Annotated in this window: 15 protein-coding genes and 1 tRNA gene; 7 read left to right on the top strand and 9 right to left on the bottom strand. The window is 54.2% G+C overall.

Going from position 1 to position 17,011, the window contains the following annotated elements:
* The first annotated feature begins 14 nt into the window (after positions 1–14).
* Together Q669_RS00265 and Q669_RS00260 are read left to right on the top strand one after the other, a co-directional pair.
* Positions 15–287, top strand: coding sequence for an oxidative damage protection protein (locus Q669_RS00265; protein ID WP_014422534.1), 273 nt, complete (start codon positions 15–17; stop codon positions 285–287).
* 119 nt (positions 288–406) lie between these two features.
* Positions 407–482 (top strand) — tRNA-Phe (locus tag Q669_RS00260).
* A gap of 71 nt (positions 483–553) precedes the next feature.
* Here Q669_RS00260 and Q669_RS19045 read toward each other — a convergent pair.
* The 6 genes from Q669_RS19045 to Q669_RS00225 all read right to left on the bottom strand — a co-directional run bounded on the left by Q669_RS19045 (position 554) and on the right by Q669_RS00225 (position 6,293).
* Positions 554–1,099 carry a hypothetical protein gene (locus Q669_RS19045; RefSeq protein ID WP_022990792.1) on the bottom strand — a complete coding sequence of 182 codons (546 nt, stop codon included), beginning with the start codon at positions 1,097–1,099 and terminating at the stop codon, positions 554–556.
* Between the two features lie 79 nt (positions 1,100–1,178).
* On the bottom strand, positions 1,179–1,727 hold the full coding sequence (locus tag Q669_RS00250) for a hypothetical protein (RefSeq protein ID WP_147232525.1): 549 nt from the start codon (positions 1,725–1,727) through the stop codon (positions 1,179–1,181).
* Between the two features lie 535 nt (positions 1,728–2,262).
* Positions 2,263–3,045 (bottom strand): hypothetical protein, encoded by a 783-nt coding sequence (locus Q669_RS00240; protein ID WP_022990789.1) that lies wholly within the window; start codon positions 3,043–3,045, stop codon positions 2,263–2,265.
* Entirely contained in the window at positions 3,042–3,227 is a 186-nt protein-coding gene (locus tag Q669_RS00235; protein ID WP_022990788.1) for a hypothetical protein, read from the bottom strand. The genes Q669_RS00240 and Q669_RS00235 overlap by 4 nt, the downstream gene beginning before the upstream one ends.
* 268 nt (positions 3,228–3,495) lie before the next feature.
* Positions 3,496–4,038, bottom strand: coding sequence for a hypothetical protein (locus tag Q669_RS00230; RefSeq protein WP_022990787.1), 543 nt, complete (start codon positions 4,036–4,038; stop codon positions 3,496–3,498).
* Between the two features lie 2 nt (positions 4,039–4,040).
* Positions 4,041–6,293, bottom strand: a complete 2,253-nt coding sequence (locus tag Q669_RS00225) for a hypothetical protein (protein ID WP_022990786.1) — start codon at positions 6,291–6,293, stop codon at positions 4,041–4,043.
* Positions 6,294–6,493: 200 nt separating this feature from the next.
* Between Q669_RS00225 and hsdR the strand changes: the two genes are divergently transcribed.
* From hsdR to Q669_RS00200, 5 genes are read left to right on the top strand one after another with little or no spacing between them, the layout of a single operon-like run.
* On the top strand, positions 6,494–8,917 hold the full coding sequence (gene hsdR, locus Q669_RS00220; RefSeq protein ID WP_022990785.1) for an EcoAI/FtnUII family type I restriction enzme subunit R: 2,424 nt from the start codon (positions 6,494–6,496) through the stop codon (positions 8,915–8,917).
* A gap of 48 nt (positions 8,918–8,965) precedes the next feature.
* Positions 8,966–10,462, top strand: a complete 1,497-nt coding sequence (locus Q669_RS00215) for a type I restriction-modification system subunit M (protein WP_022990784.1) — start codon at positions 8,966–8,968, stop codon at positions 10,460–10,462.
* On the top strand, positions 10,459–12,228 hold the full coding sequence (locus Q669_RS00210; protein WP_022990783.1) for a restriction endonuclease subunit S: 1,770 nt from the start codon (positions 10,459–10,461) through the stop codon (positions 12,226–12,228). Before Q669_RS00215 ends, Q669_RS00210 begins: the two co-directional genes overlap by 4 nt.
* Positions 12,225–12,926: a DUF3800 domain-containing protein gene (locus tag Q669_RS00205; protein WP_022990782.1), complete on the top strand. Its 702-nt coding sequence runs from the start codon at positions 12,225–12,227 to the stop codon at positions 12,924–12,926. Before Q669_RS00210 ends, Q669_RS00205 begins: the two co-directional genes overlap by 4 nt.
* Positions 12,927–12,928: 2 nt before the next feature.
* Complete coding sequence (locus Q669_RS00200) at positions 12,929–13,417, top strand: hypothetical protein (RefSeq protein WP_022990781.1); 489 nt, start codon at positions 12,929–12,931, stop codon at positions 13,415–13,417.
* Positions 13,418–13,729: 312 nt separating this feature from the next.
* Here Q669_RS00200 and Q669_RS00195 read toward each other — a convergent pair whose 3' ends face one another.
* The 3 genes from Q669_RS00195 to Q669_RS19610 all read right to left on the bottom strand — a co-directional run bounded on the left by Q669_RS00195 (position 13,730) and on the right by Q669_RS19610 (position 16,978).
* Positions 13,730–15,067: a serine hydrolase domain-containing protein gene (locus Q669_RS00195; RefSeq protein ID WP_022990780.1), complete on the bottom strand. Its 1,338-nt coding sequence runs from the start codon at positions 15,065–15,067 to the stop codon at positions 13,730–13,732.
* Positions 15,068–15,081: 14 nt separating this feature from the next.
* Entirely contained in the window at positions 15,082–16,599 is a 1,518-nt protein-coding gene (locus tag Q669_RS00190) for a phospholipase D family protein (RefSeq protein ID WP_036148089.1), read from the bottom strand.
* Positions 16,600–16,807: 208 nt separating this feature from the next.
* Entirely contained in the window at positions 16,808–16,978 is a 171-nt protein-coding gene (locus Q669_RS19610; RefSeq protein ID WP_022990778.1) for a hypothetical protein, read from the bottom strand.
* Between the last annotated feature and the right edge of the window lie 33 nt (positions 16,979–17,011).

The raw sequence follows: 17,011 nt of genomic DNA, 5'->3' as shown, positions 1-17,011 counted from the left end.
GCACAGGAGCCGACATGAGCCGCACTGTATTCTGCCGCAAGTACCAGAAAGAACTGGAAGGCCTGGCCATGCCCCCGATGCCCGGCCCCAAAGGCCAGGATATCTACGAGAACGTGTCCAAACTGGCCTGGGAAGAATGGCAGAACCAGCAGACCATGCTGATCAACGAAAAACACCTGAACCTGATGGACGTGAACAACCGGAAATACCTGCAGGCGCAGATGGACCGGTTCTTCAACAACGAGCCGTTCGACCAGGCCGAAGGCTACGTACCACCTGAAAAATAGGACGATTGATCAAGGCCTGAACAACCGGCAAAAACTTCCGAAAATTTTTGCCGGCCGGCCTTGACTCCCAAACCCTAAACCGGTTTAATAGCGCCCCGTTGCAGCACACAGCTCAACACGCCCGGATAGCTCAGTTGGTAGAGCAGGGGATTGAAAATCCCCGTGTCGGTGGTTCGATTCCGCCTCCGGGCACCACGAATTCAATGACTTAGCCCGCCTTGTGCGGGCTTTGTTGTTTCTGGCGTCCACGAAGTGTCCACCCTTTTCTAGAACTCACCTTTCTCGTGCCGTTCCGCGATATCTTTGAAGACATCCAGCAAGCCTTGCTCAAACAACCACGGATCGCCCATTTTGAACATCTGGCACCAGTTTGTGCTGACTCGAACGGACGTGTGAGAGAAGCGGTTCAGGTTATCCAGCGAGTAACCCGGTATCCCTTTTAGCATGCTACCGTACTGAGCTCCTCGGGTAACGCCCAGCATTTCACCGTCAACCTCCTCCTCGATAGTGATAGCACCACGGGGAACAGCATTCGGGTGATCCGGTTCGAGAAAAAAGCGCTTAAGCGTCTCTACAAACCATCTGGCAGCACCTATCGGGAATTCATACTGCGCGGTTGCGAATTCGCCTGGGTCATCATCACCCAGCTGAACCCAAACTTTCTGACCAAATATTAGATGACGCCCCACAGCAAAAAAATGCCAGGGCGCAGTGTCGTCCTCCGGATTCATTACCTTGGCGACACGATAATACCCTTCGGGAGGGTTTTCAGGGTCAATAATCGGCCACTCTGGCAGTTTCGGGTACGCCATTCTTAAGCCTCATACTGCATCCGTTTAAAGCGTTGAATTCGACCCATGATAAATCGCCACACTGCCGATCAGCTGCTTATCAAAACTCGCCCTGTTCGTGACGCTCGGCGATATCTTTGAATACGTCTAGCAAACCGTGCTCAAACAACCAAGGATCGCCCATTTTGAACATCTGGCACCAGTTTGTACTGGGGCCAAAAGAGGTGTGCTCAAAACGATTCAGGTTATCCAATGAATATCCTGGTATACCCTTCAATACACTGCCATATTGCGCACCTCGGGTAACACCCAGCGTTTCCCCGTCAACGTCTTCCTCTACTGTGATTGCGCCAAGAGGAACAGCATTTGGATGGTCTGGCTCCAAGAAAAAACGGTCCAGAGTTTCGAGAAACCAGCGAGCGGCTCCGATGGGATACTCATATTGGCCTGAGACAAACTCTCCCGGATCATTTTCGTCAAATTGAACCCATTTTTTCCTAACAATAAGCAAATGGTTACCCGACACATAGAAGTGCCACGGGGCCGACGTTAATTCTGGGTCCATTACACATGCTACTTCCAGGTATCCACTTGGAGGATTGTTTGGGTCGATAATTGGCCACTCAGGTAGTTTCGGATGCGCCATCATTAAGCTCCAAAGTTAAGCGGTTCAAGGTCCACAAGCTCCACCCACTGAGTGCCACCGTCCATACCTGCCATCTGCCGGAAAGTTTTAGGACTCTTGTGTAAACTGAATGCCTCAACGGCGCCATACAACGGCTGGTCTGCACTAGAGCTGATCGTTTTGGTCAGTCCGTTACCGGTATAGTGCTCATTGCCCCCCGGAAGCATCAAGCAGTCTTGTGTTATCAGCTACTGGGGTAACCACAAGATCACTTGATGCTGGTCTCTTGGAGAAAGACCAGACTAGGAAATATCTGATGGTGATAAAGAAATAGTGATCATCTTATGGAACAACCATAAGACCCACTGAAAGTGGGACTTCGTCCCATCCGCTCCCACCACATTTAGCTTGTCAGGTGTAGCCAACTTCAACGCAGTGCCCCATCAACTCATCTGCGCCGGTCTCGCCCGGTTCACGTCTGCTCCAACTGCCACCACATCCAACGAGGACGGTGGTGCGTTCATACAGCTAATGCCGGATACTCAAAGGGAATGGGGCTTCATGCCTCTCGGATCTCAAACTGATAGCCAGGCTCAGACTGCCTATTCTGAAAACGAGTGTAGGCCTCATCATCGTAGAGCGTCGATGTGACGATCTTCAAAACCGGGATCACCACTTCAAAGTCACCAGGATACAAATGGCCCAGCGCTCCTCCGTCCTCGTCTTCACTATCCTCACTATCGTCCTCGGAGATCTCGACTAAAACCTCTGAGTAGTTGGTGCTGAAAGTTACCTGCCCGGTTTCCGGTGACCGGAATCCAGAGAATACGGGCAAGAGTCTCAGCTCCTTTTCATCCGCCAAGGGATCGATCGTCCTGATCACATACCCGACATACACTTTCCCGTTTTCAAGGGTCACCAACATCGGCAAAGAACGCTCGATAGCCCGCAGGACCAATCGTTCGAAGTCCGCATTCTTGATCGCCAGCTTGTACGGCCAATGTGTTCCAGTCAGTAGATTCAAGAGATGCCCGCCGACGATTCCATACAAGATGGTCACCAGCAAAAGTGCGGCAACTTGTAGTCCAAAACTCCCAACAGATGGGCTCAAGCCAAGAAGGCCCGATACCTGGGCCAGGTACTCAACAAACCCCACCTCCCATGCGGTGAGCAGCATGAGGGTAAGGCCAGCCATAACGAGAATCGCTACGCCGTAAAGAGCGGCAGAGAAGTAAAGGGTGTACCCGTTTGACCGAGCGATGCGGTAGCGAGAGAGATGCCAGCTATTTGCCCACGAATAACCGGCAATTAGCGGGATGATTATGAGACTGAGCTGGGTCACTGTTTGACAGCGACTTTTTCAGCCCTCTTGAGAAAGGAGTTGACCCGCTCATCGCTCAGATAGTCTGAAGCCTTACGGTAAGCAACTCCATTGCCTGAGACAGAGTAGTGCTTATGGGCATCACTCCGTTCACTTCCAGCTTGCTCGCCATACCCCATGGCAAGTAATTTTTTGATCCACATAGCCAGAGCCCTCCGTCGACTGAATTCTAGCCATAGCCATAAAAATATACAAACAACGGAAGAAAGAAGATCAGCCATTGGGTCAGAGTGTGTACAGAAAACTGGTACAGAGGGCGACTATTTCAAATACGACAAACTCTGAATACCATTGCCTTAAAGGATTGGATAGGGTCTCGGTGGTTCGATTCCACCTCCGGGCACCATTAAGAATTCTGACAAAACCCGCCTTGTGCGGGTTTTGTTGTTTCTGGAGCATTGCAGTCCCTTTCTAGAACTCTCCTTTCTCATGCCGTTCCGCGACGTCTTTGAAAACATCCAGCAGGCCTTGCTCAAACAACCACGGATCACCCATTTTGAACATCTGGCACCAGTTGTCGTCGGGTCCCAAAGACGTATGCTCAAAGCGATTAAGGTTATCTAACGAGTAACCAGGAATCGACTTAGGGATACTACCGTACTGAGCCCCCCGGGTAACGCCCAAGATTTCCCCGCCAACCTTCTCCTCAATGGTAATCTCACCTCGAGGTACCGCATTCGGATGCCCTGGCTCCAGAAAGAAACGAGAAATAGTCGTTACAAACCAGCGAGCGACTTCAATAGGATACTCATATTGTTCGGTAATAAACCTGCCCGGTTTGCCTCCATACTGAATCCATTCCTTGCTGACTAACAACAAATATCCATCCGACACAAAGAAATCCCAGGGAATACTATTCCGATCTTTATCTTCGTGGTGAGCCACTTTTACATAGCCCTCCGGAGGACTGTCAGGGTCTATGATCGGCCACTCAGGCAACTTAGGATATGCCATTTTTAAGCTCCAAAATTAATCGGTTCAAGGTCCACCAGCTCGACCCACTGGGCACCGCTACCTTCCATGCCAGTCATTTGCCGGAATGTTTTGGGATTTTTGTGCAGACTAAATGCTTCAACGGTCCCGTAAATTGGTTTATTTGCAGTTGAACTGGTAGTTTTGGTTAGACCGTTGCCAGTGAAATGCTCATTGGCGCCCGTGTTGTCCTGAATACTAAAGCGAGCATCAAAAAGCGCTTTTTCATTTCCAACAACACCGTTATCAGCGAGGTACTGCTTTCGTAATTTTGCGCTAACCCACGCATCATCAGGCATGCCCCTGATCAGCGCCTCATACTCCCGCGAATATTCCGGCGTCATAACCTCCCTCGTCAAAGCAGGATTTTCAACTTTTCCCGGCAACTTATCCTCAACAAACTTCGTGAGATTTCCGTATGTGGGAACAATCGTCTCAGCATCCGCATACTTAACCGCATCTGCCTGATCAATGATCGCCAGCTTGTACTTGGCATCTGGCTTGTAGTTCACACCCATCGCTTCAGTGATCAATTTGGGATCTGTATCCAAGTGAGCTGTCTGATCAAAACTCGTGGACCAGATCTGCACACCGGCCGGACCTTCCTTACCCAAGGTTCCGTTGAGGGGGCCGTTTCGATGCACATGGGGCTCTTCTACCAAGCGGACAATGAACTTCTCGTCTGCAAACCCCTCTTGAGCGATTTGATGCAGTTGTTCCTGCGTGTACTTGGGCGACGGGGCCTTGCCATTGGCGATGATGGAATTTCGCGCATCAGCTAAAAGCTTCTTTGCCTCGTCAAAGGACCTGGGCAGCACTTTCCCTGGCCTAGTGCTTAGCTGGACGGGATCGGGGTCCACGCCCTTTGGACGAGGTGATGCTTCAGCCTCAAAACGTTTTTTCCTGTTCAGGTCGAAATCGCGCCAGATCTTGCGCAACCCCTGGAGTTTAAGGGCCTCGGCAAATCGCCCGAATGCCGGCCCGAGCCCGGCCAGAATCCGAGCATGGCGAATACGGCTGGATGCCTGCGCTGCATTACCCGCTCCCAATGTGGTTGCCGCCAGCAAACCAGCCAATACCAGTTCAAACGCTATCGCTCCGCCAATGTAGGCATACTCAGTGTGATGTTGAATGGCGGCATAATCGGTCACAAAGTCTTTCAGAGCAGCGCTTAGCTGAGCATCCGTCATAACCAGACTGGCCAACTCATAGGCTTTTGCAATGTCTTCCCGGCTGATGTCGGAGGGCGAGAACCCAATTGCTCGCACCCAACGCTCCCGACGCTTGTCGTCATACAGGCTGTTGAAGCTTTCGTACCAGCTATTGGCTCCGTTACCTTGATTTGCAGACCATGCCGATTTGAGCCCATCCATCAGCGCTTTGGTTGGATGCGCCAAATCACTAACGCCAACCACAAAATCAAACAGACCAATCCCTGCATCATAAGCGCCCTGAAACACAGCTCCGGTGTTCACCAGAGCCTTTTCATAGCGAGGCATCTGCTGGTAGACCGTTTCCCGGGCCTCGGTGTCCTTCCTTTCCTGCTCCAGCAGGCGTTGCAGACCGGCTATGATTGCCTTGCGTTCTTGCCGGACCATATCATCCGTAGCGCTTGAGCCCAGCCTGACAGTTGCAAACCGGCCATTCAGCCCTTCCACCGAAGCAGCACCTCGATGGTCCAGAACTCCAGTCACGCTCTCGAGGTCCGTACCCACCTCAAAAGGTAGGTTCGCTACACCGGTGCCATCGGGCCAACGATACTCAATGGTCAGGCTGTAGGGGCCTTGGCCTGGCAAGGGCTCCGCGACCGGCTCCGGTGTAAGCGGATAGTCTTGAGTGGCTGGCGCATGCAGGGAATCGGATCGGACAGCAGGCCCGCCAATGGCTCCAGAGGGCCAGCGGTCTCGCAAACGGTTTGCCAGGGGTGCCGGCAAATCCGAGCGAAGGTGCTCTGGACTTGCTGTGCGGTCGGTGAAAATGCCAAAGGCTGCGCTATCCAGGCGGCCCAGAACCAGTTGGCCGCTTTGCAAGGCATCCAGTATTGCCTGGCGCTCACTGCTGGATGATTGCTCAAGGGCGCGATAGCCCCCATCCGGAGGTGGCTCTATGTGAGCGCCCTGGTAACCGCGTGAAAAATAGTCCTGTGCGATGGACACCGCGTCGGAAGGGTGTAGTAACGACGGCAAAACCCTTTCGGTAAAGCCGTAACCACCGGTAACGTATAACTGGTAGGACACGATTCCATTTCCTTGTCCGCTTATCTATCCCTGTGCTCTCCTGAGCGCTATGGAAAATACCTCTTGCGACTAAAGAAATGCAAGCGCCATGCGTGATCAACTACACAAACCTTCTGCAACCTAACAATATGGGCTAACCTAAAGCCACAAAACCACGCAAAACCAGATGGTTGCAATCAAGAAGTAACGGCGGCGAGCGCATGGACAAGAAAAAGCTCACAGAGCGGGACATCTGCACCAAGTACATCAACCCTGCCCTGCAGAACGCAGGCTGGGACATGCACAGCCAAGTGCGAGAGGAAGTCTCGTTCACCGCTGGCCGCATCATCGTGCGGGGCCGGCTGCACACCCGAGGTAAGCGCCGCCGGGCGGATTACGTTCTCAGCTACAAAAAGAACATGCCCATTGCCATCATCGAAGCCAAAGACAACAACCACAGCCTGGGCGATGGCATGCAGCAGGCTCTGGCTTATAGCGATGCCCTGGACGCCCCGTTCGTTTTCAGCAGCAACGGCGACGGCTTCCTGTTCCACGACCGCACCGGGCTGTTCGGCAAAACTGAAACTACCCTGAGCCTGGACGAATTCCCTTCGCCGGAAACCCTCTGGGAGCTTTACTGCCAGTATAAAGGCATCCACCAGAACGCCAGGCAAACCGTCGAACAGCCCTACTACGATGACGGCAGCGGCCGAACGCCCCGCTATTATCAAACCGTCGCCATAAACCGCACCGTAGAGGCCGTGGCCCGCGGGCAGAACCGTGTTCTGCTGGTGATGGCCACTGGCACCGGCAAAACATTCACTGCCTTCCAGATTATCTGGCGGCTGTGGAAGTCCAAGCAGAAGAAACGCATCCTTTTCCTGGCCGACCGCAACATTCTGGTAGACCAGACCAAGAATAACGACTTCAAGCCTTTCGGCCAGGCCATGACCAAGGTCACCAACCGGACGGTAGACAAATCCTACGAGATTTACCTGTCGCTGTACCAAGCCGTCACCGGCAGTGAAGACGAACAGAACATCTACAAGCAGTTCTCCCCGGATTTCTTCGACCTCGTGGTTATCGACGAGTGTCACCGGGGCAGCGCCTCTGTGGACTCCGCCTGGCGCCAGATTCTGGAATACTTCTCGGCGGCCACCCACATCGGTCTGACCGCTACTCCCAAGGAAACCAGGGAAGTCTCCAACATCGACTACTTCGGCGAGCCGGTTTACACCTACTCCCTGAAGCAAGGCATCGAAGACGGCTTTCTCGCCCCCTACAAAGTCGTGCGCATCGACCTAGACCGCGACCTGCAAGGCTGGCGCCCCAGCAAGGGCCAAACCGACAAACACGGTGAGCTGATCGAAGACCGCATCTACAACCAGAAAGACTTCGACCGGCAGTTGGTTCTGGAAAAGCGCACCGAAATAGTGGCTCGGACAGTGACCGAATTTCTCGAGCAGACCGACCCTTATCAGAAAACCATCGTCTTCTGCGAAGACATCGACCACGCCGAACGCATGCGCCAGGCCCTGGTGAACCTGAACCCGTTGCGCGTAAAAGAAAACCGCAAATACGTGATGCGCATTACCGGAGACGAACAGGAAGGCAAGGCCGAGCTGGACAACTTCATCAACCCGGAAGAGCGCTACCCCGTCATCGCCACCACCAGCAAACTGATGACAACCGGTGTAGACGCCCAAACCTGCAAACTTATCGTGCTGGACCAGCGCATCCAGTCCATGACCGAGTTCAAGCAAATCATCGGCCGTGGCACCCGCATCAACGACGACTACAACAAGCACTGGTTCACCATTCTGGACTTCAAGAAGGCCACCGAGCTGTTCGCAGACCCGGCGTTCGACGGCGACCCGGTGAAAGTCTATGAGCCCAAGGCCGGCGAATCGGTCGTGCCGGACGACGAACAGGAAACGCTGGAACCCGATGCCACTGAACTGCCGTTAAGTGAGGAAGCCGAAGGTTACGAAATCGAGCCCGGCGAAACCTGGCACCGCGACGACAGCCAACCGGCCTGGCCGTCCGACGACCAGGAAAAGACCAAACGGGTGAAGTACGTGGTAGGCGATGTGGAAGTCAGCGTGATCGCCGAACGAGTCCAATACCTGGGCCCGGACGGCAAGCTCATCACTGAAAGCCTGAAGGACTTCACCCGCAAGAAAGTGAAAGAACAGTACGCCACCCTCACCGACTTCCTCAAAGGCTGGAACCAGGCCGAGCGCAAACAGGCCATCATTGAAGAACTGGCCGAGCAAGGTGTCATCTGGGACGACCTCATCAAGGATGTCCGCAAGAAACTGGGCGCCGAGCCCGATCCCTTCGATGTCATCTGCCACATCGTTTACGACCAGCCGCCCCTTAGTCGAAAGGAAAGGGCCGAACAGGTGCGTAAACAGAACTACTTCAGCAAATACGAGGGTGCCAGCAAACAGGTGCTGGACGCCCTGCTGGACAAGTACACAGACGACGGCATCGAGCCCATCGAGGATGTTAAAATCCTCACCCTAGCGCCATTCAGCCAGATTGGCTCACTGATGGAACTGGTGGATGCCTTTGGCGGCAAGCCAGGCTACACCGAAGCCGTGCGAGATCTGGAAGACGAGCTGTACCGGCAAACACCCTGATCTGATTTTTGTTTATCGCCACTCCGTTTACTCAGGAACTGAACACCTATGTCTATCAGCACCACCATCAAATCCATCCAGGACATCATGCGCAAAGACGTTGGCGTAGACGGCGATGCCCAGCGCATCGGCCAGTTGGTCTGGATGCTGTTCCTGAAAATTTTCGACGACCGGGAACAGGAATGGGAACTGATTTACGACGACTACAATTCCCCGATTCCAGAGAAACTGCGCTGGCGCAACTGGGCGGCCGACCCGGAGGGCATGACCGGCGATGAGCTCAAGGACTTCATCGACAACACCCTGTTCCCCGGCCTGCAGAACCTGGAGCCGGCCGGTAACGACTACCGGGGCGTGGTTATCCGCAACGTATTCGAGGATGCCTACAACTACATGAAGTCCGGCCAGCTCATGCGCCAGGTCATCAACAAGCTGCAGGATGGCATCAACTTCAACAAATCCGCCGAGCGCCACGAACTCGGCGATATGTACGAGCAAATCCTCAAAGACCTTCAAAGCGCCGGAAACGCTGGCGAGTTCTACACCCCGCGGGCGGTAACCGAGTTCATGGTTAACCGGGTAGACCCAAAGCTAAACGAGAAGGTCATGGACCCGGCCTGCGGCACCGGCGGCTTCCTCACCTGCACCATCGAGCACAAGCGCAAAAATTACGTCAGCACCCCGCAGGACGAACAAACCCTGCAGAAAAGCATTCACGGTGTAGAGAAAAAGCCTCTTCCGCACCTGCTGGCCACCACCAACATGATTCTGCACGGCATCGAGGTGCCGGACCAGATTAAGCACGACAACACCCTGGCCCGCCCGCTCATCAGCTGGGGCCCGAAAGAACGGGTAGACGTGATTGTGGCCAACCCGCCCTTCGGCGGCATGGAAGAAGACGGCATTGAAACCAACTTCCCCAGCGCCTTCCGCACCCGGGAAACCGCCGACCTGTTCATGACCCTGTTCATCCACCTGCTGCGCGACGGTGGCCGCGCCGCCGTGGTGCTGCCAGACGGCTTCCTGTTCGGCGAGGGCATGAAAACCCGGCTCAAGGAAAAGCTGCTGGAAGAGTGCAATCTGCACACCATCGTGCGCCTGCCCAACGGCGTGTTTAACCCCTACACTGGCATCAAGACCAACCTGCTGTTCTTCACCAAGGGCAAGCCCACAGAAACCGTGTGGTACTACGACCACCCCTACCCGGAAGGCTACAAGAGCTATAGCAAAACCAAGCCCATGAAGTTCTCCGAATTCCAGACCGAAATCGACTGGTGGGGCACCGAGGCCGACGGCTTTGCCAGCCGGGTGGAAACCGAGCAGGCCTGGAAAGTGTCCATCGACGACATCATGGCCCGCAACTACAACCTGGACATCAAGAACCCCCACCAAGGGGAGCAAGTCAGCCACGACCCGGGCGAACTGCTGGCCAAGTACGAACAACAACAGGCCGAAATTCAGGAAATCCGCCACCAGCTGCGGGATATCCTGGCCGATGCACTTTCGCACAACCGCGATGAGAACACCGACGGAGGTGAGGCGTGAGTGCGCGGGAGCTGATTACCGAACACTTGGATCTGTGGACCGGAGCGGTCACGAAGAAGTCCAGTAGTGGCCGCGGGGCTAATGGCAAAGTTGAGCTGACCGGGATTAAGAAGCTGCGGGAATTGATTCTGGAGCTGGCCGTAAGAGGCCAACTTATTGAACAGGAATCTTGTGATACTCCAGCTTCTATCCTCGTCGATGAAATACATAGTCATCGAGAAAAGCTTGTTGATGAGGGTAATCTGAAAAAGCAGACCAAACTCTATGACATCGCAAACGCTGATGCCCCTTACCGCTTGCCTGAGGGCTGGGAGTGGTGCCGAATGGGCGAGCTTGCCGAAGTTATTCGAGGAGTCACATACAAAAAACATCAAGTATCGGAGCAACCAAGAGACGAGCATGTTGCGCTACTTCGCGCGAATAACATACAAGAGACAATCACTGATGAGTCGGTTGTCTATGTGCCACTCGAGCTTATAAACAAGAGGCAGCTGATTACCGAGGGAGACATCCTCATAGCGATGTCTAGCGGTTCTGCGAACCTCGTTGGTAAAGCGGCCCAGGCCAGTAGTGAAATTCATGCCACTTTCGGGGCTTTCTGCGCTGTTATAAGACCGCTGGGGAAAAAGCTCAGTTTGTATTTAGGCTTCTTTACGACCACACCAACGTATCGACAACAGGCACAAGCGTCAGGAAAAGGAATTGGAATAAACAACCTGAACAAAAAAGCCTTGGACAACTTGCTTGTGCCGGTCCCTCCAATAGAAGAACAACACCGCATCGTCCAAAAAGTCGATGAACTCATGGCCCTCTGCGATCGGCTGGAACAGCAAACCAGCGACCAACTCGAAGCCCACGAAACCCTCGTGGACACCCTGCTCGGCACCCTCACCCAATCCGAAAATGCCACCGAACTTGCCGACAACTGGGCCCGCCTCGCCGCCCACTTCGATACCCTGTTCACCACCGAACAGAGCATCGACAAGCTCAAGCAGACCATCCTGCAACTGGCGGTGATGGGGCGGTTGGTGGAGCAGGATGATGAAGATGAGCCTGCCAGCCATCTTCTCAAGTGCATAGACAAAGAAATAGGCCAACGAGTTAGCGAAGGCACTATCAGGAAACCCAAAGCGTTAGCTATGGTCGAAGGAAGCTTCCCTTATGATTTACCAAAGGGATGGAGATGGGAAAAACTTGGCAGGTTTACCCTGATTGGCACCGGAGCGACCCCCTCAAGAGGTCGTCCAGACTATTATTCGCCACCAGAATACCCATGGGTAACCAGCGGGGAGACAAGTCAGGCGTTTATCTGCGACACAAAAGAGCGCGTTTCCAGTCTCGCAGTAAAGGAAACCAACATCTCAATCTATCCGGCCGGAACATTGATAGTCGCCATGTATGGCCAAGGGAAGACGCGGGGCCAGATAACTGAACTTAAAGTTGCAGCTGGAACGAATCAGGCCTGCGCAGCAATCCAACCGATAATAAAAGATGAAAGCCACAGGCGATATATAAAGCTATGTTTTATAAAGCTTTATGACGAGATTCGTGAAGTCGCAGCTGGAGGCGCCCAGCCAAATCTCAACACTGGGAAAATTGCCAACACTCTAATTCCGTTACCTCCGCTGACCGAACAAAACCGCATCGTCCAAAAAGTCGATGAACTCATGGCCCTCTGCGACCAGCTCAAGGAGCGGATAAACCAAGCCAGCGAAACCCGCTGCCAACTGGCCGAGGCCGTTGTTGAAAAAGGACTTTCAGCATGACCATCGAATACAACGTCTACTGCGACGAATCCTGCCATTTGGAAAATGACCGCCAGAAGGCGATGGTGTTGGGCGCGGTCTGGTGCCCGAAAGACAAACGGCTGGAAATTGCCGAGCGGATTCGCGAAATCAAACAGAAGCACGGCCTCGAACGGGATTTTGAAATCAAATGGACCAAGGTGAGCCCGTCGAAGCTGGCCTTCTATCAGGACATCGTTGATTACTTTTTCGATGACGACGACCTGCATTTCCGCGGCCTGGTCATTCCAGACAAAAGTGTGCTGGACCATGAAAGGCATCAGCAGGACCACGACGAGTGGTACTACAAGATGTATTTCACCATGCTAAAAACCATCTTTGACCCGGATTCGCGCTACTACGTCTACATTGACATCAAAGATACCCTGGGCCATGAGAAGGTCGAGAAACTTCAGGACATTCTATGCACCAACGCTTACGACTTCTCGCGCAGAATGATTGCAGACGTAAAAAGGGTCCACTCCCATGAAGTCGAACACCTGCAGATAGCGGACTTGCTGATAGGGGCCCTTTCCTACCTACACCGCGAATTATCCGGAAACAGTGCCAAAGAAGCTCTCATCGCAAGAATCAGGCAGCGCAGTGGTTATCGCCTGACACTCAACACCATGATGCGAGAGCTCAAGTTCAATCTTTTGATTTGGAACAGCAGGATTTGACCATGGATGGAACACCCGAGTGGCTACCCGAACTGGAGCTATTTTCTGACTATGGCGGTGACTGGGAGCAGTACCTTGATGCGATTTACCAAATCTTCTGCCAGGGTTTCGTGGACTCCAAGCCGCTCTTCCGGGGACAGCGTTTGGCATTAAAACGACACCCAGTAGTAGACGGGAAGGAAGCAACGTTCTGGCACATGACCAGCGAAGGCAGCGTGGAATCAGAAAGAACACCGGATTTCAGGCGGTGTGAACGAATCCGTTGGCCGCGCCCCGTCATCGAAAACGAGCATGACCCGGCCTTGAAAGTATGGCCAGAGAAACGAGGCAACGAAAACCGGATTCATCTGTGGTTTGAGGCGGAAGGCTATCTCGTCGTTTTAGCTGAGCGCGCAACCTACACACTCCCCTGGACGGCCTTCTACATCGAACGCCAACACCAACGGGACAAGTACACAAAACGCTGGAAACGAAACACAGGCAGGAAATAAGGCTGGCCGCGCCCTCGAAGAGGACGGGGCCGTAACTCCTTCCACACTTACGCCCTAGGGCTGGTAGATGAGCTGTGCTGAACTATAGTGCCACCTTAAGCTAATTTCAATGACCTTTAGGATACTTCGTATGTGAGTTCATAGCATTTATGTGGGGCAGGAGAACATAAGAACCCCCGCGTAAGCTCCTTTCAGAGCCAAGAGGCAGGGGCCGTGTTGAGATAGATACTAGGCACGAAGGGTGTATTACTCAAATTTGGCTTACCAGATCACAACCTATCGACTGCCTCATCGCTTACCGCCTTCGCGCCATCAAGGCCCTCCCGCTGGCCCTGCACCGCGCTCCTGACTCCTCAGATAATCCGCCACAGCCCGGTAAGCCGGCAAGGAAGTCGGATCATTCGCCGCATTGCCGGCAACCGGGTTGGAGGCAAAGCGGACGATGACCATATCGGCAGCAGGATCTATCCAGATCGTTTGGCCATGCACACCGCGCGCCGCGAACGCCCCGTGGTCGTCGTGGCTGACCCACCACATGCCACGATAGCTCCAGCCATCGAGAAGTTCATATCCGGCTTTGGCAAACACCGCCCGGTCGCCACCATTGCGAATACTGGCAATCGCCTGGGCCGGGATAATCTGCTCGCCGGCCCACTTACCCTCGTTCAGCACGAGTAAAGCGATTCGCGCCATATCACGCAACGTGGCGTTGAATCCGCCGCCAGCAAATGGAGTACCTATGGAATCGACCGTATAGAAAGCTTCACGCTCTGCCCCGATCTTTGACCAGATACGCTCGGAAAAGTAGTCGGCAACCGAAACCCCGGTCGTTCTTGCGATCAGCCAGCCCACCACATCTGAATTAATGGTTTTGTAGCCGAACGCTTCACCGTGCTCTCCGTCTTTTCTGACCGTTTTCAGGTAATCGAAGTAGCTTCGAGGCCCTTCACGTTGTTCGCTCAACAGATACGGACTCCCGGCCCTGGCATAGGTCCAGACTTCGGCATCAGGATCAGAATAGTCTTCCGAGTAGTCCAGCGCGGTGGTCATATCCAGAACCTGGCGAACCGTTGCGTCACCGAATGCACTGCGCGCCAGTTCGGGAATGATGTCTCCCACCAAAGCGGCTGCATCCAGCTTGCCTTCGGCCACCAGCACCTCGCCGAGAAGCCCCGTCAGGCTTTTGGTAACGGACATTGCGCCGTGCAGAGTGTGCTCATCAAGGCAGCCATCGTAACGCTCATAAACCACCCTGCCCTGGTGCAGAACCAGGATGCCGTCGGTGTAATTCGCGTCAAAGGCATCGCGCCAGGTTATTGAGGCCTTACCTCCCAGGGGCAAGAATTCGACCCCCTCTATGCCGGCATCCATGTCTACAGGAAGCTCACTGACACCTTCGCTGCCATTACGTACCACCGTCGTCGGCATCAGCTCCCGGAAATGACAGACCGTCCAGCGCAGCTTGGGGAAGGCAAAATAGTCCGGATCCGTGAAGCGAATCGTTTTGTCGGGCGCCGGAGGAAAACCCTGCATCAGTCCGAGAGCGTCTGGAGTGGAGGCCGGCGCAGACAGCGGTGTCGCTTCCTGGGCCACAGCAGTCCCGCCAAGCACCAGAGACAGCACAAAGCCGAGATGTACAGCTGAGTTCATTGTCTTTTCCTTATTCAAAGCAGCCACTCAATTGGCAGTATCGACAACAGGAAAATCCCCGTGCGTTGCAAAAACCCTGTATTGGGTTCCTGCTCATGGCGGATGACATCGCCATCAACGTGCTCTATCCAATAAAGCTCACCGTTCTCGGTTAGTCGAACTTCGTAAGCCCGCAACGGGATGCTTTCTTCAAAGGCCTCGTGGATCTTTTCTGAAAGCGCCGGGCTCTCAATCACAAAGCCCAGCTCGGTGTTCAGGTTGATCGAGCGGGGATCGAAATTGAAGGAGCCAACGAACAGTCTCTCGCCGTCAACGGCAAAGGTCTTTGCATGCAGGCTGGAGCCCGAACTACCGAAGGGCCCGGCACTCTGGTTCCGTTCAACATCAGGCGAGAGCCGCCGCATTTCATACAGATGGATACCGGCCTCAAGCAGAGCCTTGCGACGTTTGGCATAACCCGCATGAACAGCGGCTACGTCGGTGGCATCAAGAGAATTGGTCAGTATGCTTACCTCAATACCTTTGTTCGCCAAAGCCGCAAACGCATCAACACCGGCCCGGGTTGGCACGAAGTACGGGGAAATCAATGCGACCCGGGATTCGGGTTCTCCAAGAATCTCGCCAAGCTTATACGCCAGCAGATCTTCCCTTTCAGATTTCCCAAGCCCTTTGGCGGGGCTATCACTGACCATTCGAGTTCTGGCCCAGTCGAACTCCAGTACCCCAGACAACAACTGACGCACAAAATCAGATTCGGAAACTGCCTTCACATAGTCTGTCGCCGCCTGGTCGTTCTCAAGCTTCAGCGCACGACGCTCCAGCTCGCGCAAATCCGCATCGGAAGCGGCGGGCAACAGCTGTTCAACGGGATACGCGGAGGCACTGGCCCAATAGCGATCAAAATCACTCGATACCTCAGGCACCACCGGGCCGATGGCCAGCACGTCCAGATCCGCAAAAAGAACGCCGGCGGTGGCACCAAAATACTCATCGCCGATATTCCGGCCACCGACAATGGTGGCCTGGTTATCCGCCGTGAATGACTTGTTGTGCATGCGCCGGTTAGCCCGCGAGAAGTCCGTCAGGTACCCCAACCATTTGGGATTACGGATCACAAACGGGTTAAAGAGTCGTACTTCAATGGAAGGATGACTTGCCAAGGCAGCGAGTTCGGCGTCTAACCCGGAGGTGCCGTTATCATCCAGCAGCAACCGGACCCGCACTCCCCGCTCAGCCGCCGTATGCAGTTCTTCCAACAGCAGTGTTCCGGTTATATCGCCATGCCAGATGTAATACTGAACGTCCAGCGTTCGATCGGCGGCGCGCGCCAGCAGCACGCGGGCGGCGAAGGCATCCCGAGGGTTTGCCAAGGTATGGATGCCACTATTACCAGGATAGCTCTCCAGCTGCGGCGCAATGGCCTGTCCGAGCCGGGTATCGGCGGCCTCATCCAGGTCCAGGGCGCTGGACTCCGATCGGTCAGCGATTGGCAATGCGCAGGCCGACAACAAGACCGATAAAAAGAAGACCATCAGCAACGTTAACGTCCGTTGCTTTTGTTTCGTGAAACCAGAATCCGGAATAAGTTGTCTCAATGTGCCTGCCCCAATGCCGTCCCAACTTGCATCAGAAAAGATCAGTCCAGATCAATTAATGCAACAGGTAGCGTAGCGTCAAGGGCTCGAATTAGCCCATCTGAAGCGGGCCAGGTTGTTCTGGATGTCGATAACGCTGAACCCCTTATGCACCCGCCAACGGAGCCATTCGCCGCTCCACCGCACCGCGCTCTTCCTGCGCTCTTTTAAGCCGGGAATAGTTGGTCGGCGTTGGGTCCCGGTCGTAGCGTGTCTGCGCCTGATGTGCCAGGTCGCACTTCTCCAGCCACTGCTCAATCAGCTCTACTGTGCTCATGGTTAACCTCCGTTGTCGTTAGGTATGCGTTCA

Origin of the sequence: Marinobacter sp. C1S70, from assembly GCF_000475355.1 — a bacterium.
Lineage (GTDB): Bacteria > Pseudomonadota > Gammaproteobacteria > Pseudomonadales > Oleiphilaceae > Marinobacter > Marinobacter nauticus.
The sequence above is the reverse complement of the archived record's forward strand: the minus strand, read 5'-3'. Positions and strand labels throughout refer to the sequence as shown.

Coding starts and splice junctions, on each gene's coding strand:
- Q669_RS00265 (WP_014422534.1), top strand. CDS start 15: ATGAGCCGCACTGTATTCTGCCGCAAGTACCAGAAAGAACTGGAAGGC.
- Q669_RS19045 (WP_022990792.1), bottom strand. CDS start 1,099: ATGGCGTACCCGAAACTGCCAGAGTGGCCGATTATTGACCCTGAAAAC.
- Q669_RS00250 (WP_147232525.1), bottom strand. CDS start 1,727: ATGATGGCGCATCCGAAACTACCTGAGTGGCCAATTATCGACCCAAAC.
- Q669_RS00235 (WP_022990788.1), bottom strand. CDS start 3,227: ATGTGGATCAAAAAATTACTTGCCATGGGGTATGGCGAGCAAGCTGGA.
- Q669_RS00230 (WP_022990787.1), bottom strand. CDS start 4,038: ATGGCATATCCTAAGTTGCCTGAGTGGCCGATCATAGACCCTGACAGT.
- hsdR (WP_022990785.1), top strand. CDS start 6,494: ATGGACAAGAAAAAGCTCACAGAGCGGGACATCTGCACCAAGTACATC.
- Q669_RS00215 (WP_022990784.1), top strand. CDS start 8,966: ATGTCTATCAGCACCACCATCAAATCCATCCAGGACATCATGCGCAAA.
- Q669_RS00205 (WP_022990782.1), top strand. CDS start 12,225: ATGACCATCGAATACAACGTCTACTGCGACGAATCCTGCCATTTGGAA.
- Q669_RS00200 (WP_022990781.1), top strand. CDS start 12,929: ATGGATGGAACACCCGAGTGGCTACCCGAACTGGAGCTATTTTCTGAC.
- Q669_RS00195 (WP_022990780.1), bottom strand. CDS start 15,067: ATGAACTCAGCTGTACATCTCGGCTTTGTGCTGTCTCTGGTGCTTGGC.
- Q669_RS00190 (WP_036148089.1), bottom strand. CDS start 16,599: ATGGTCTTCTTTTTATCGGTCTTGTTGTCGGCCTGCGCATTGCCAATC.
- Q669_RS19610 (WP_022990778.1), bottom strand. CDS start 16,978: ATGAGCACAGTAGAGCTGATTGAGCAGTGGCTGGAGAAGTGCGACCTG.